Genomic DNA, 14,524 nt, shown 5'->3' with positions numbered 1-14,524 from the left:
CCCTGCGACAAGCCCTGCGAACGAAAACAGCGCCACGTGTCTCCTTCTCCCCGCTGGTGGGGAGAAGGCGCCCGGCAGGGCGGATGAGGGGCCGACACTGCGAACATAGTGATCCCGGAGTCCCCCCATGACGTCAGCCGTCCGTTTCCAGCAGGTATCGCGCCATTTCGGCCAGGTTCGCGCCGTCGACGGCGTCGATCTCGAGATCGCGCCCGGCGAATTCTTCGCCATGCTCGGACCGTCCGGTTCCGGCAAGACGACCTGCCTGAGATTGATCGCCGGCTTCGAGCAGCCGAGCGCCGGTCATATTCAGATCTTCGGCGAGACTGCAGACGGCATTCCGCCCTATCGCCGCAATGTCAACACCGTGTTCCAGGACTACGCGCTGTTCCCGCATCTCAACATTCTCGACAATGTCGCCTACGGGCTGATGGTCAAGGGCATCGGCAAGACAGAACGGATGAAGGCTGCGGGCGAAGCCCTCGATCTTGTCAAGCTGCCGGGCTATGGCGCCCGCCGGCCCGGTCAACTGTCCGGCGGCCAGCGCCAGCGCGTGGCGCTCGCTCGCGCGCTGGTCAACAAGCCGAAGGTGCTGCTGCTCGACGAGCCGCTCGGCGCGCTCGATCTGAAACTTCGCGAGCAGATGCAGGAGGAGTTGAAAAGCCTGCAGCGCGCGCTCGGCATCACCTTCGTCTTCGTCACGCATGATCAGGGCGAGGCGCTATCGATGGCCGATCGCGTCGCTGTCTTCAACGATGGCAACATCGTTCAACAGGGCACGCCGCAGGATATCTATCGCTGCCCGAAGACCCGCTTCGTCGCCGATTTCGTCGGCTCATCGAACGTGATTGCGCCTGATCTGATGGCCCTCCTCGGCGGCGAGAAGCGCTGGGCAAGCCTCCGCCCCGAGGCCATCCGCCTGGCAAGCGACGGCATCGAGGCAAAAGTCGAAAATGCAAGCTTCCTCGGCGCTGCCACCCGTCTCGGCGTCGATCTCAGGGGCAGCCGGCTGCATGTCATGCTGCCGGCGGGCGCGCCGGTGCCCGAGGTCGGCGCCAGCATCCATCTCGCCTGGCAGCCTGGCGATATTCACTACATGGACGATGCGGCATGACGGCGCTCACCCTATCAGGCGGCAAGACATCGATCCGCCCGGGGCGCGGCGGCCTTTTCGGCCGGCTGTCGGATGCCTTCTGGCGGCACCCGAAGCTCTTGCTCTTCCTGATGCTGACGCCGCCGCTGCTCTGGCTCGGCATCATCTATATCGGCTCACTGATCGCCCTGCTGCTGCAGAGCTTCTTCTCGATCGACGATTTTTCCGGGCTGGTGAATTACGAATTCACCCTTGCGACCTATGCCCAGCTTCTGAGCCCGACGAATTTCGACATCATCATTCGCACCGTCGTTATGGCAGCGCTGGTCACCGTCGCTGCCGCTATGATTGCCTTCCCGATCGCCTATTACGCGGCGCGTTATGCGCAAGGCAGATGGAAGGCGCTCTTCTATCTCGGCGTCATGCTGCCGCTCTGGTCGAGCTATCTCGTCAAGATCTACGCTTGGAAACTGATCCTCGCCAAGGAAGGCATCCTCACCTGGATCTTCGAGAAGCTTCACCTCTCCTGGCTGCTCGACGGCATCCTGGACCTGCCCGTCGTCGGCGGCAATTCGCTGTCGGTAAGCTACCTCGGCACCTTCATCGTCTTCGTCTATATCTGGCTTCCCTATATGATCCTGCCGACCCAGGCGGCCCTCGAGCGTGTGCCCGGCAACCTGATCGAGGCCTCGGCCGATCTCGGCGCCACACCACGGCAGACCTTCCGCACCGTGCTGCTGCCCTTGGCGCTCCCCGGCATCGTCGCCGGTTCGATCTTCACCTTCTCGCTGACACTGGGCGATTACATCATCCCGCAGATCATCGGCTCGTCCAGGCTCTTCATCGGCCAGGCCGTCTACGCCCAGCAGGGAACGGCCGGCAACGTGCCGCTCGCCGCCGCCTTCTCCGTGGTGCCGATCGTCATCATGGCGCTCTATCTGTCGCTCGCCAGGAAAATGGGAGCCTTCGATGCGCTCTGACCTCAAGAGATCGCCACTGACCCTGAAGATCGCCGCAGCCGTCGGATTGCTCTTCCTGCACCTGCCGATCCTGCTGATCTTCGTCTATGCCTTCACGACCGAGGAAAAGAGCTATCAGTGGCCGCCGCCCGGCCTGACGCTGCAATGGTTCACCATTGCCTGGAACCGGCCAGACGTCTGGTCGGCGCTTGGCCTCTCCGTGCAGGTCGCCGTCATCGCCACCGCGATCGCGCTCCTCCTCGGCACGCTCTGCGCGGCAGCCGTCAGCCAGACGAGGTTTTTCGGCCGCGAGGCGATCTCGCTGCTGGTCATCCTGCCGATCGCCCTACCCGGCATCATCACCGGCATTGCGCTACGCTCCGCCTTCAGTCTTTTCGACATTCCGTTTTCGGTGTGGACCATCGTGCTCGGCCACGCGACCTTCTGCGTGGTCGTCGTCTACAACAATGCAGTTGCCCGCTTCCGCCGTACCTCCGGCTCGCTGATCGAGGCTTCGATGGATCTCGGCGCCGACGGCTTCCAGACCTTCCGTCATATCATCCTGCCGAATATCGGCACCGCCCTTCTTGCCGGCGGTATACTCGCTTTCGCTCTTTCCTTCGATGAGGTCATCGTCACCACTTTCACCGGCGGCCAGCAATCGACCTTGCCGATCTGGATGCTGGAAGAACTCATCCGCCCGCGCCAGCGCCCGGTCACCAATGTGGTTGCCATGGTCGTGGTGCTCGTCACCTTCCTGCCGATCCTGGCAGCCTATTACCTCACCCGCGACGGCGATCAGATCGCCGGTGCCGGCAAATAACAGGGAGAACATCATGGACACCCAAATGCTGATCGGTTCCCGCTTCGAAATAGGCACGGAGACGGAAGAGCGCATCCTGAACCCAAAGACCGGCGAGACGGTAATCGACCTTCCTGAAGCCTCGCTTTCCCAGGTCGACGCCGCCGTCGATGCCGCCGAAAAAGCCTTCGCAAGCTGGTCGCGGACGACGCCGGGCGAACGTTCCGGTTACCTGTTGAGGATTGCCGACGCCATCGAGAAGGATGCCGCCGGCTTCGCGACGCTTGAGGCGCTGAACTGCGGCAAGCCGATCAATGCCGTGCTGAACGACGAAATCCCGGCGATCGTCGATTGTTATCGCTTCTTCGCAGGCGCCGTGCGCAATCTGCATGGACCGGCCGCTGGCGAATATCTGCCCGGCCACACGTCGATGATCCGTCGCGATCCGATCGGCATCGTCGGCTCGATTGCGCCCTGGAACTATCCGCTGATGATGATGGCCTGGAAGCTGGCGCCAGCGATCGCCGGTGGCAATACGGTCGTCTTCAAGCCCTCGGAGCAGACGCCGCTGACGGCGCTGAAGATGGCCAAATTGCTCTCGGATATCCTTCCCGAAGGCGTCGTCAACCTCATCCTCGGCCGCGGCGAAAGTGTCGGCAATGCCCTGATCAATCATGCCAAGATCGGCATGGTCTCGATTACCGGCGATATCGCCACCGGTAAGAAGGTGCTGCAGGCTGCCGCGAAGACCGTCAAGCGCACGCACCTGGAACTCGGCGGCAAGGCACCGGTCATCGTCTTCGACGATGCAGATATCGACGCCGTCGTCGCCGGCATCCGCACCTTCGGCTACTACAATGCCGGCCAGGACTGCACTGCCGCTTGCCGCATCTATGCCGACGCCAGGGTCTACGACAATTTCGTCGCTGATCTCTCCTCGGCAGTGTCGAGCATCCGCTTCAATCAGGCCGACGATACCGAAAATGAGATCGGTCCGCTGATCTCCAAGCGCCAACGCGACCGCGTCGAAAGCTTCGTCGCCCGCGCTTCAGAACACAAGCACATGGAGATCACCACCGGCGGAAAGGTCTCCGGCGACAGGGGTTTCTTCTTCGCCCCGACCGTCATATCAGGCGCCACGCAAGACGACGAGATCGTCCGCCGTGAAGTCTTCGGCCCGGTGGTTTCCGTCACCCGATTTACCGACGCCGAGGATGCCGTCACCTGGGCGAACGACAGCGACTATGGCCTCGCCTCCTCCGTCTGGACCAAGGATATCGGCCGCGGCATGAAGACTGCCGCCCACCTGCAATATGGCTGCACCTGGATCAACACGCATTTCATGCTGGTCAACGAGATGCCGCATGGCGGCCTCAAACAGTCGGGATACGGCAAGGACATGTCGGTCTACGCGCTGGAGGATTACACCGCCGTGCGCCACGTGATGATCAATCACGGCTGAGCGGCGAGAAAGCTAGGATCCGGAGACTCGGGCGGTGTGGCGGCAAAGCGCCAGCACTCGCCCGCCACCGTTCCGGATCATGGCGCGCGCGTAGACGATGAGCCGCACAAGCAGCGTCATTTCTCCGCAGAGACGCCATCCCATTCAAACGACTTGGAACATTTTCCCGGTTGACGCGTCTTTCTCAGATAGATGCAAAGGATCATGTCATGTTGAAATGGGCTTTGATATTTTTCGTGATTTCACTGATCGCCGGCTTCTTCGGTTTTTCCGGCGTCTCCGCGGCCACCGCGACGATCGCCCGCGTTCTCTTCGGCATTGCGCTGGTGATCTTCCTCATCTTCCTGGTCCTGGCACTGATGGCCGGCCAGGCGATCTTGTGAGCGGAACGCAGCCCCTCCTACAGCCTGTTGAACTCGGCAAGCAGAGCGTCCGCACCTTTGCGGATGCCTACCTTTGACGCTTCCAATGCCGTGAAGCTAGCACCGATATTCATCGCATTGGGATATTGGTTGGTGACGTAAGACGACAGCAGACGATTGCTCGCCGCATCATAGATCTCCACGGCATAGTTCACCGAACCGGTCATCGAGCCTTCTCGGCCACGAACGGCCTGGACGGTATTGTACAATCCACCTGCGACGTCGATGTGTGAGGCCGTTCCGAGCACCGCAGTCGTCGCCTTGGCGCCCGTCAGCGTCAGGTGCAATCTGAGCGTTGCCGGAGCAGGCGTGCTGATGATGGCGAAGCGCGTCTTCAATTTTTCTGTGAATTGAGCCTGCATATAGTTGGCAAGCAACGCTTTGTCTTTTTCGGGGACCTTGCCGAACTGATTGTCGGGACCGTTATAGACCGTAGCGGGATCGACGATGATCCTGGTATATTGGCTCCAGTTAACATTCGTCTGATAACGATATGGCACGCGGCCGGTTTTGTCCGCCATGTTCGGCTGAAGCTGCCGGGCCGAAGCAAGTCCGGAATAAACAGTCGGGTCAGGGGTCGAGCATCCGGCGATGGCCGAACTGGCGAGCATCAGTGCGGCACCGACTTTTAATTTCTTTATCAAGGTTTTGGCTCCAGCTTTGGAAATGCCGAACGGCATGGATCTGGAACCGGTTTTATGGAATTCGAATATTGCTGTGTTTGCTATAATATGCGGAAATGTTCGCGAGCATTTTTGCGACGCAGACACGACGCCAAGCTTGACGACTCCGCCGGGCGGCCGGAATCTAATGTGATGAAGGGATCGACGGCCGGCCTTCAGGCTGGGCCAACTGACCGGCCGGAAGATTGATCACGACAACCAAGCCGCTCGGCTTCCTGTCCAACAACGTCAATTGTCCATTGTGCCCTTTAGTGACGATCCCTTTGGCGATCGGCAGACCGAGCCCAAGCCCCGAACCACCCTTAGCGTCGATCTGTCGCGATTTATCCGCTTTGAAGAATGGCTCTAAAACCTTCGCCTTGAGCTCATCCGTCAAGCCGGGGCCGTTGTCGCTCACCCTTATTTTGATCCCGCCATCCTCGCGGCATTCCAAGCCGATTTCGACCTGCGTCGCATAACGGGACGCATTCTCCACCAGATTCGTAATAGCGCGGCTGAGCGCCTGAGATTTGCAGATAAACGCCAGCCGCCGCGGGCCGGTGAAACTCACATCGACGCCGGTGTCGGCGAAATCGGTCGCGATCGTCTGCAGCAGGCTCGAGATATCGACCTTTCGATCGACCGCTCTCACCGACGGGTCTTTAAAATGGGCCAGGCACTCGTCAATCATGAAGCTCAATGTGGCGATATCGGCCAGCATCAGGCTGCGAAGTTCCGGCTCTGCGGAGCGCTCGGCCCGCATCCGCAGTCTCGTCAGCGGTGTCCTCAGATCATGACCCACTCCGCTCAGCATTCTTGTCCGATCCTCCGCCATGCTCTGGATTCGATCGCTCATGACGTTAAGAGATTCCGCCAGACTGCGAATCTCGGCTGCGCCGTCCGGTTCGAAAGGTTTTTCCAGACTGCCTTCCATGCACGCTTGCTTCGCAGCGGCAGCAAAGCGCCTGAGAGGTTCGGTGATCAGCCGGCTGCTGAAATAGGCAAGCAGCACTAAGGGAATGACGATTTTCAGAAATCCGCTTGCAGCTGCCGGAACGAACCACAAATAGCTGGGAAAAACCGGCAGTTGGAAGACGAGGGCACGCTTGCCGTCAATTCCGACAGTCAAGACGTCAGGGCGCGATTGACCCATGGCGAAGCGATGAAATGCCGTCAGAACATTGTCGGCGAGCATCGCGTCGATACGCGCCACCAACTCGCTTGGAGATATCCGTTGATCCACTGCGCCTGACTGAACCGAGGACGTCCTTTCGACCGTAATGCTGAGGGCCGCAGCTCTGTCGAGGACGGCGTCTTCGCCCTGCGTTGAATTTGCGTCAGCAAATTGCTCCGCGATCATTGCCGCTCTCGCAGCAAAAAGGCCGTTCTGAAAGCCGCGATCATGACGGCCATAGATGAATGGCTCCATGGCCGTCGCCACCACGGAAACCAGCACGACAAGGAGGGTCGCCAGGATGAGGATCTGGTTCTGGATCGAAGCTCGCCGAAAATTTCTCAAGAGAGGCGCTCTACCTTGGATGCGAAAAGATAGCCGCCCAGCCGCACCGTCTTTATGAACGTCGGGTCTTTCAGGTTCGGCTCTATCTTTTGCCTGACCCGGCTGATGTGGGCGTCGATGCTGCGCTCAACCGGCCCCGCCGATCCGGCATGCGTCATCGACAGAAGTTGTTCGCGGGTTAAAACCTTGTTCGGATTGCAGCAGAATGCCAGAAGGATATCGAACTCCGCGGTGGTCATAGAAACCTGCGCGCCGTCCGCGTCGTGGAGCTGACGGCTTTTGGGATCGATGCGCCATCCCGAGAACGTCATGGGGCCAAGGGCTTCCTCCTGATGATGAGCGTATGACGCTCTGCGGAGAATACTCTTGATCCTGGCCAGCAGCTCGCGGGAGTTGAAGGGTTTCGTAACATAGTCGTCGGCTCCGAGCTCCAGGCCCAGAATGCGGTCGATATCCTCCTGGAGTGCCGTCAGCATCAGGATCGGCACCGGGCACGAAGCACGAAGCCGCCTGCAGATGCTGAAGCCGTCCTCGCCCGGCAGCATCGCGTCAAGGACGATGAGATCGAATTGCTGTCGCGCTATTATTCGATCCATAGCCGCCGCGCTCTCCACCGACGAGGCCCCAAAGCCGCTGTTTCGAACAAGGTCCACCAGCATATCCGCGATGGCGGGATCGTCTTCGACAATGAGGATATGAGCCTGATTGGAAACTGCCATTTCAAATACCATCGTCATTCGTTCTTTTGCCGGAGATACGGCGCGAAATTACCACGTTTCACCGTGGCTAGAGCATGGTGCCGAAAAGTGTCAGCGGTTTTCGGATGACATCATCCTCTAACTATTAATTTAGAACAGGAGATCTCCGAGCAATCGGATACCACACGATATCGGTTGCCGTGCCGACGCGGGATCCACCTCAGGGTATCAACTGTCGTGCACTGATGTGTTCGATAATGTTGAGATATGTTGCGGGGATCTCCGACATGGATCCGGCGTCAAAACTGGCTTCCGGAACCGCCGCTGATTTCCACCTTGTCACCTTGAATTGCGCAATCGATGATGACAGTTGCGATGAAACACATCCGAACGACCAGCAGGCAAAAGAACACCAAAGACATGATGGCCGTCGTATAGTGTTTCAACGCCGAGCGCTTCGGCAGCCTTGCGGTGAATTTATGAAGGGCGTCTCTGACGAGACGGCCGATCGCCACGAGCAGGAACAACGCCGTGATGATATATCCGCTTACCGAAGCTGCTCCTAACAACTGAAACATGAGAAGACACCCGCACCAAGTGAAAAGCTCCGGTTTCGGAACTACGCCTTCAAGCCGACGAGACCAGGCAGAAAGATGCCTATCGGACCCGCCCGGAGCGCGACGCAGCGTCCGGTCCGTCGGCGGTGGGAATTTGCCCACGTCTAATCAGCCCGCTCTGCATTTGACGTGGCGCGGCGACTTAAAAGAAGAGATGTGGCGGCACGCCAGCGAGATGCCTTGACCGTGCTTGCAATCGACGTCCCGTTTGCAGCCGGGGCTTTTTGGACGGCAGAAATCGTGCTTGTTCTTGACTCCGTGAGGGCGGCGATCCTTCTCAGGAATGCGTCGCTGTCGAATTCTTTCGCGGATTGAACGGACTGTGCTGCCGACTGGACAGCATGGAAAAACACCTCCAGATTGATGACTGGTATCGGCTTGATGTTCCGGACCATATCGATATCCGACCGCATTGTTACTGCCAGAAAATATTGGTCCGAACGCAAGGCGTCAAAGAGCTCCGGCACCGAGGATACAGCCGCCGCGGCATATCGGTTCTCATTCAATTTCGAGACGATATCGCAGGCTGCGCCTTTTCCGAGAAAGACGAGAATTGGCTTTTGCTGATCGCGTTGCGCGGAAGACATCATTGGCACACTCCTGACTGTCGCCATAAGTGTAGCCCGCATCGGCGCTTCGGGTTGTTCGGTTTTATTCGGTTTTATTGCGCCGGGGGACGGCTCGCGAAGCTTCGATTACAGCACCGCCCGGAGCCAGGGATGCAGTCTGTTTGTTCGCTTTCGCAGCAGATTGTCGATCGATATCGATCCCGCGCCTGAAGCCGCCAGGACGAACATGCCGCCGGCAATCGCCAGGTCCTTCTCGAAATGCAGCAGCTCGTTCTGGCTCGCAAAATTCGTGTGGAAGAGAAAGGCGGTCGCCAGGCAGAAGAGCGCCAATGCAAGTGCGCCAAGTCGGCTGAGGAAACCTGCAGCAATAGAAAGGCCGGCGCCGATCTGAAGGACGATCACCGCAAGCGCAACCGGCGCCGACAGGCCGAGCGTTGCGAAAGTGTCGATGGTCGCGGCGATATTGGTCGCGAGAGACAACCCTTCATGCAGGAAGATCAGCGACAGCAGCAGCCTGCCCAGGAGAAGAACGAGATCGGCCAGTTGCAGCCGGCTTGGGGCGTTTTCCATCATATCCTCCGGTTTGAGAAGAGCAGACGGTTCCGCCGCCTGCTCTTACATTCATATACTCGTCAATTCCCTCCCTTGGCCGCAATTGCCTTTTGCAGCTCTTCGAGTTCCTCGCAGCCGCTCGGGCAAAGTTGCTTCAGTGATGACACCTGCTCCTCGGCCTTCGCCGTCTCGCCTGTTTCAACATAGAGTTCGCCGAGATATTCACGCGCTGCCTTGTGGTCGGGCTGAAGCTCCAGCGCCTTGGTGTAGTAGGTCAGCGACGTTCTGTAGTCGCCCGTCTTGCGCAGCGTATATCCCATCAGATTATAGACATCTGCCTGCTGGTTGTCCTCGGCAAGGCCGCGAAGCTCCGCCAGGGCGCCGGCATAGTCTTTGACATCGATCTTGGCGCGCACCGACGTCAAGTCGGGAGCGTCCGTCGATTGCATGTTGTCGACGGCAAAGGCGGGAAGCGCCGTCACCGCCGAAAAGCCGGCGGATATGGCACAAAGCCAGATGAATCCGAGAATTGCATATTTCATCATGGTGATCTCCTTCCGGCCTTTCAGGCCTGGATTGTCGGTGTGAAGCCAAAAGCGCTTCCGTCCTTGACGAAGGTGCCCGAGCCGGGGAAAGGGAAGTGCGAGCCGCAAATGGCGATATTGTCGGCAATGATGCGGTCGATGAGACGGCGGCGCGTGTCGACGGCCATCGGCCCGTCTTGATCGTAGCTGCCTTGCCATTCGGGATGCGGCGCGAGCAGGGCCGGCACATACATGATATCGGCCGAGACGAGCAGTTGCTTGCTGCCTGAAGTAACGAGGTAGGTCGAATGGCCGGGCGTGTGGCCGAAAGCTGCGAGAAGCCGTACTCCCGGTGCAACCTCGGCCCCATCGTCCACCAGTTTCCAGTTCTTCCATTTCGGGAAAACCTCGGCGATACGCTTGCCGGCCGGCCTGCGGCCTTCCGCAAGCTTCTCGACCCGGCCGGGTTCCGTCCACCAGTTGTATTCGACGGCGTTGACGATGAGTTCGGCGTTCGGGAAGACAGGATCGTTCGTTCCCTTTTCCATCAGTCCCCAGACATGGTCCGGATGGAAATGCGAGATCAAGATCGTATCGATCGTCTTGTAGTCGATGCCGGCAGCCGCCATGTTCGCCGGCAGGTGGGTGGCATTTGCCTGCCATTGACCGACGCCCGAGCCGGCGTCCATCATGATCAGACGGTTGCCGAGCTTCAGGACGACCACAGTCAACGGGATCGGCATGAATTCGGTCGTGAGCCCGGCCTTGGAAAGCGCCTCCTTGGTGTCCTCGATCGAAGCGTTCTTGATGAAGGTCGGGTCATGCGGTTTTTTCCAGATACCGTCATAGATCGCCGTGACCTCGACATCCCCGACCTTGTATTTATAGAAGCCGACCATCGGCTCCAGCGGCGTCGCGGCGAGCGCCGGCATGACGAATTCGAGCTTTGACGACAGACCGAATGCGGCCGCCGCGGCAGCCGATCCCAGGACGGCGCGACGTGACATGGTAAACATGGATATGCCTCCTCTTGTTGATGGCATTTCTGGTGGCGAAGACTGGAACTGTTCAGATGTCCTCACTGCCGAACTAGATCGCTGGCACAGCCCGCTTATTCCCAATCTGGGGAGTTATTTCTTCAAGCTGTTGAAAATGTTTTTCGATTTCTATCGCGTGCGATTAACGGCCCGCTGCATGCAAAAAACTGGCGTCGACGTGGAATAAAACCATGTGCCGATCGGTCTAGACGGCAAGGACCGCATTGCATGCCTGTGGGTCTCACGCCTAAATTCGGCCGCTGTTGAGGCAGGGAGAATGATGACAAACGCTCAGATCACCTATCCCGTCGGATCGAACGACTGGTTGCTGCTGGGCCGGCAAGCGTCGAAGACCCGCATTCGACCATCACCGCTGACGGCGCTTCTGGGCGGCGCGGTGCGGCTATTCCACTTCATGGTCTCGGAAAAATCGAGCAGCGATCGAGTCGCTTCGACAGCCGATGCGACGGCGCAGCATGAATTCATGCAGCGCTTTCAGGACATGATCGTTCCGCATCTTGACGCGGCTTATAATTTTGCCCGCTTCCTCAGCCGCGATGCAGATGCCGCACAGGATATTGTCCAGGAAGCCTTCCTGCGTGCCTATCGCAATTTCGAAACCTATCGTGGCGGCGATCCGCGCGCCTGGCTCTTTGCCATTGTCAGGAACTGCTGCCATGTTTGGCGCCAGCAGGATCGCCGCAAAGCGCGGTTCGAGCAGCCTTTGGGCAATGACGGCTACGCTGACCCCGATGAAGGTGGCGAATACCAGATCGCCTCGGAGGAGGATTCGCCGGAAACGGCGACGATCCGGCGAAGCGAACAGCAACGTGTACGCGCGGTTATCAGTCGGCTTCCGGAGGCGATGCGGGAAATCCTTGTCTTGCGCGAGCTTGAAGATCTTTCCTACCGGCAGATCGCCGAGATCATCGATGCGCCGATCGGCACGGTCATGTCGCGGCTTGCCAGGGCGCGGCGTGAATTTGGCGAAGCCTGGGATGCATGCAGCAAAAACGAGACGGCAGGATGAGTGAAGCCCAACAGAGAGGTTGCCCGGAATGGCGCATCATGCTGCACGGCTTCGTCGACGGCGAGCTCGATTCCGTCCATGCAGCGCAATTCGAGGATCATCTTGGCACCTGCGCGAATTGCAGGGCGGAGATGGAAGGGGTCCGTGCCGTGAGAGAGATCATCGATCAGGATGGCGTCAAGTGGCGGCCGCCGGAGGCACTGCGTTCGCAAGTCCTGTCAATGCTGTCGTTTGAACAGGCAGCGGCGACGTCCAGCCTGCCCCCGCCACGCCAGGCGCCGGTCTGGCGCCACGCCTTGGATTTCATCCGACAATGGAGCTTCGTGCCTTCGCTCGCAGTACTGGCGGCAGGCGCTTTCCTGTTCATCAATGCACCGTCGCAGACCTTGCTTTTGCAGGACCAGATCATGGCAAGCCATGTCAGGTCGATGATGGCCGATCATCTGACCGACGTGCTGACCTCGGATCAGCACACGGTAAAGCCCTGGTTCAACGGCAAGATCGATTTTTCGCCACCGGTCAGCGATCTCTCCAAGGATGGCTTTCCGCTGACCGGCGGGCGTGTCGACTATATCGGAGATCGCGCCGTCGCGGCCCTCGTCTACCGGCGCCACGGCCATGTCATCAACCTGTTCATCTGGCCGGCGGCATCGGCCGCACAGACGACGACGGTGCATGACGGCTACAATATGACGCAATGGTCGGATGGAGGGCTGGTGTTCTGGGCGGTTTCGGATGTCGCCGCAGGCGACCTGGCCGAGTTCGAGACCTTTTTCAGGGCGGCGGCGAAGGGTTAAAGCAGACTCGCCCCGACATTGATCGCCAGCGCCAGGATCGTCGTGTTGAACAGGAACGACAGCACGGCATGCAGCAGCGTCAGCTTGCGCATGCTGGTCGAACTGACCGCGACATCCGCCGTCTGCGCGGCAACGCCGATCGTGAAGGAGAAGTAGAGGAAATCCCAATAGCCAGGCTCTTCGATCCCGTCAGGAAACTTGAGGCCACCCTCCTCGTCCGCCCCACCATAGAAATAATGGGCATAATGGATGGTGAAGAGGGTGTGCAGAAAGATCCAGGAGATCAGGATCGTCAGCACCGCGGCCCCTGCCCGGGCCAGCGCGACGTCAGGTGTTGCTTCCTTGATCGAATGAAGCTCGAGGCCGATACCGGCGACGCTGGCAAGCGCCGCACCGATCGAAAGAGCCAGCAATACAGTGTCGGAGAAATCGAGATCCTCGGAGCGTTTCCGGATGCTTTCAACCGTTGCCCGCAGCATCTTGCGCCAGCTGAGCGCGACAAAAACGCCGGCGCTGACATTCCAGCCGAACAAGATGTTGCCGGCGCTGACTTCGCGCGAGGTCACAGCCAAGAAGACCACCAGTCCGGCCAGGATGGCGATGATGAAGCTCGCATGCTTGTAGGCAAATGCCGCCAGCGAACTTGCCCGGTTCTCACCCGCCATATCGGTCTCCAACTGCATATGCCTTTGATAACAGCATGAAAAAAGGCGCGCCTGCCAGCAACAGCCGCGCCTTCGATTGCATGCCGGACCTTATCAGGCGGCGGCGAGCTGCAGTTCCTTCTGCACCATGGTGCGCAACGTTCCCAGATCCTTGGCGAAGGCGCGAATGCCTTCGGCGAGTTTTTCCGTCGCCATTGCGTCTTCGTTCATCATCCAGCGGAAGGTCTTCTCGTCGACAGAGACCTTCGGATCCGGCTTGCGGCTCTCCGGCGAGAGCTTACGCTCCAGCTTGCCGTCATCCTTGGCGAGCTCGTCGAGCAGGTTCGGGCTGATGGTCAGGCGGTCGCAGCCGGCAAGGGCTTCGATTTCGCCGGCGCTGCGGAAGGAGGCGCCCATGACGATCGTCTTGATGTCGTTCACCTTGTAGTAGTTGTAGATTTCACGGACGGAGATGACGCCCGGATCTTCCTCGGCAGTGTAGTCCTTGCCGGTCGACTTCTTGTACCAGTCGAGGATGCGGCCGACGAAGGGCGAGATCAGGAACACCTTGGCATCGGCGCAGGCGATCGCCTGGGCCTTGCTGAACAGAAGCGTCAGATTGCAGTCGATGCCTTCCTTCTGCAGCACTTCGGCGGCGCGGATGCCTTCCCAGGTGGAGGCGAGCTTGATGAGGATGCGGTCCTGACCGATACCGCGATCCTTGTAGGCGGCGATGATCGCGCGCGCCTTGGCAAGCGAAGCCTCGGTATCGAAGGAAAGATCGGCGTCGACTTCGGTCGACACGCGGCCTGGGACGAGCTTCACCAGGGCGGCGCCGACCGAGATGGCGAGGCGATCGGCGACGGCGGAAGAAACGGCTTCAGGATTGCCGCCCTGCTTCTTGCCCCAGGCGACGGCTTCCTTGATGGAGTCGGCAAACATCGGCGTGCCGAGGGCTTTGAGCACGATGCTCGGGTTCGTCGTGCAATCGACAGGCTTCAGGCGGGCGACGGCTTCGATATCGCCGGTGTCAGCGACGACGGTGGTAATCTCGCGGAGTTGGTCAAGCTTGGATGTCATGGTCAATAATCCTTGTTGAACTTGGGCTGCGACCGGCACGAGTTCCGCCGGGCAAAG

The 14,524-nt window shown here is 59.5% G+C and carries 18 protein-coding genes; 8 read left to right on the top strand and 10 right to left on the bottom strand.

Features of this window, described 5'->3' with window-relative positions:
• Positions 1 to 127: 127 nt before the first annotated feature.
• The 5 genes from HJB82_RS18750 to HJB82_RS18730 all read left to right on the top strand — a co-directional run bounded on the left by HJB82_RS18750 (position 128) and on the right by HJB82_RS18730 (position 4,699).
• Positions 128 to 1,114: an ABC transporter ATP-binding protein gene (locus HJB82_RS18750; protein WP_207581860.1), complete on the top strand. Its 987-nt coding sequence runs from the start codon at positions 128 to 130 to the stop codon at positions 1,112 to 1,114.
• Positions 1,111 to 2,073, top strand: coding sequence for an ABC transporter permease (locus tag HJB82_RS18745; protein ID WP_207581861.1), 963 nt, complete (start codon positions 1,111 to 1,113; stop codon positions 2,071 to 2,073). The genes HJB82_RS18750 and HJB82_RS18745 overlap by 4 nt, the downstream gene beginning before the upstream one ends.
• A complete protein-coding gene (locus tag HJB82_RS18740; RefSeq protein ID WP_221140965.1) occupies positions 2,063 to 2,875 on the top strand; it encodes an ABC transporter permease in 813 nt (270 codons plus the stop codon). Before HJB82_RS18745 ends, HJB82_RS18740 begins: the two co-directional genes overlap by 11 nt.
• Positions 2,876 to 2,888: 13 nt before the next feature.
• Positions 2,889 to 4,316 (top strand): gamma-aminobutyraldehyde dehydrogenase, encoded by a 1,428-nt coding sequence (locus HJB82_RS18735; protein WP_221131725.1) that lies wholly within the window; start codon positions 2,889 to 2,891, stop codon positions 4,314 to 4,316.
• Between the two features lie 209 nt (positions 4,317 to 4,525).
• Complete coding sequence (locus HJB82_RS18730; protein ID WP_007631868.1) at positions 4,526 to 4,699, top strand: DUF1328 domain-containing protein; 174 nt, start codon at positions 4,526 to 4,528, stop codon at positions 4,697 to 4,699.
• A 17-nt stretch (positions 4,700 to 4,716) separates the two neighbouring features.
• On the opposite strand, the gene HJB82_RS18725 is transcribed toward HJB82_RS18730, so the two are convergent.
• The 8 genes from HJB82_RS18725 to HJB82_RS18690 form a co-directional block, all read right to left on the bottom strand.
• Entirely contained in the window at positions 4,717 to 5,418 is a 702-nt protein-coding gene (locus HJB82_RS18725; RefSeq protein ID WP_409201849.1) for a DUF3313 domain-containing protein, read from the bottom strand.
• Positions 5,419 to 5,545: 127 nt separating this feature from the next.
• On the bottom strand, positions 5,546 to 6,919 hold the full coding sequence (locus tag HJB82_RS18720) for an ATP-binding protein (protein WP_221140963.1): 1,374 nt from the start codon (positions 6,917 to 6,919) through the stop codon (positions 5,546 to 5,548).
• Positions 6,916 to 7,656, bottom strand: a complete 741-nt coding sequence (locus HJB82_RS18715; protein WP_221116593.1) for a response regulator — start codon at positions 7,654 to 7,656, stop codon at positions 6,916 to 6,918. Before HJB82_RS18715 ends, HJB82_RS18720 begins: the two co-directional genes overlap by 4 nt.
• A gap of 260 nt (positions 7,657 to 7,916) precedes the next feature.
• The gene (locus HJB82_RS18710) at positions 7,917 to 8,195 is read right to left on the bottom strand and encodes a hypothetical protein (RefSeq protein WP_207584379.1); all 279 of its coding nucleotides are present in this window, start codon (positions 8,193 to 8,195) and stop codon (positions 7,917 to 7,919) included.
• Between the two features lie 143 nt (positions 8,196 to 8,338).
• Positions 8,339 to 8,830 (bottom strand): hypothetical protein, encoded by a 492-nt coding sequence (locus HJB82_RS18705; RefSeq protein ID WP_221141027.1) that lies wholly within the window; start codon positions 8,828 to 8,830, stop codon positions 8,339 to 8,341.
• 99 nt (positions 8,831 to 8,929) lie between these two features.
• Positions 8,930 to 9,373, bottom strand: coding sequence for a DoxX family protein (locus tag HJB82_RS18700; RefSeq protein ID WP_207581866.1), 444 nt, complete (start codon positions 9,371 to 9,373; stop codon positions 8,930 to 8,932).
• A gap of 62 nt (positions 9,374 to 9,435) precedes the next feature.
• Complete coding sequence (locus HJB82_RS18695; RefSeq protein ID WP_221116592.1) at positions 9,436 to 9,900, bottom strand: tetratricopeptide repeat protein; 465 nt, start codon at positions 9,898 to 9,900, stop codon at positions 9,436 to 9,438.
• Between the two features lie 20 nt (positions 9,901 to 9,920).
• Positions 9,921 to 10,895 (bottom strand): MBL fold metallo-hydrolase, encoded by a 975-nt coding sequence (locus tag HJB82_RS18690; RefSeq protein WP_207581868.1) that lies wholly within the window; start codon positions 10,893 to 10,895, stop codon positions 9,921 to 9,923.
• Between HJB82_RS18690 and HJB82_RS18685 the strand changes: the two genes are divergently transcribed.
• The 3 genes from HJB82_RS18685 to HJB82_RS18675 all read left to right on the top strand — a co-directional run bounded on the left by HJB82_RS18685 (position 10,894) and on the right by HJB82_RS18675 (position 12,743).
• On the top strand, positions 10,894 to 11,103 hold the full coding sequence (locus HJB82_RS18685; RefSeq protein ID WP_221116591.1) for a hypothetical protein: 210 nt from the start codon (positions 10,894 to 10,896) through the stop codon (positions 11,101 to 11,103). The genes HJB82_RS18690 and HJB82_RS18685 overlap by 2 nt on opposite strands.
• Before the next feature lie 90 nt (positions 11,104 to 11,193).
• Positions 11,194 to 11,946, top strand: a complete 753-nt coding sequence (locus HJB82_RS18680) for a sigma-70 family RNA polymerase sigma factor (RefSeq protein ID WP_221116590.1) — start codon at positions 11,194 to 11,196, stop codon at positions 11,944 to 11,946.
• Positions 11,943 to 12,743 carry an anti-sigma factor gene (locus tag HJB82_RS18675; RefSeq protein WP_221116589.1) on the top strand — a complete coding sequence of 267 codons (801 nt, stop codon included), beginning with the start codon at positions 11,943 to 11,945 and terminating at the stop codon, positions 12,741 to 12,743. Before HJB82_RS18680 ends, HJB82_RS18675 begins: the two co-directional genes overlap by 4 nt.
• Here HJB82_RS18675 and HJB82_RS18670 read toward each other — a convergent pair.
• On the bottom strand, positions 12,740 to 13,408 hold the full coding sequence (locus HJB82_RS18670; RefSeq protein WP_207581871.1) for a DUF1345 domain-containing protein: 669 nt from the start codon (positions 13,406 to 13,408) through the stop codon (positions 12,740 to 12,742). The genes HJB82_RS18675 and HJB82_RS18670 overlap by 4 nt on opposite strands.
• A 93-nt stretch (positions 13,409 to 13,501) precedes the next feature.
• Positions 13,502 to 14,467 (bottom strand): transaldolase, encoded by a 966-nt coding sequence (gene tal, locus HJB82_RS18665; protein ID WP_221140961.1) that lies wholly within the window; start codon positions 14,465 to 14,467, stop codon positions 13,502 to 13,504.
• Positions 14,468 to 14,524: the final 57 nt, after the last annotated feature.

It is taken from the genome of Rhizobium sp. NZLR10 (assembly GCF_019685125.1).
GTDB lineage: Bacteria > Pseudomonadota > Alphaproteobacteria > Rhizobiales > Rhizobiaceae > Rhizobium.
This window is presented reverse-complemented; position numbering and strand designations above follow the sequence as displayed.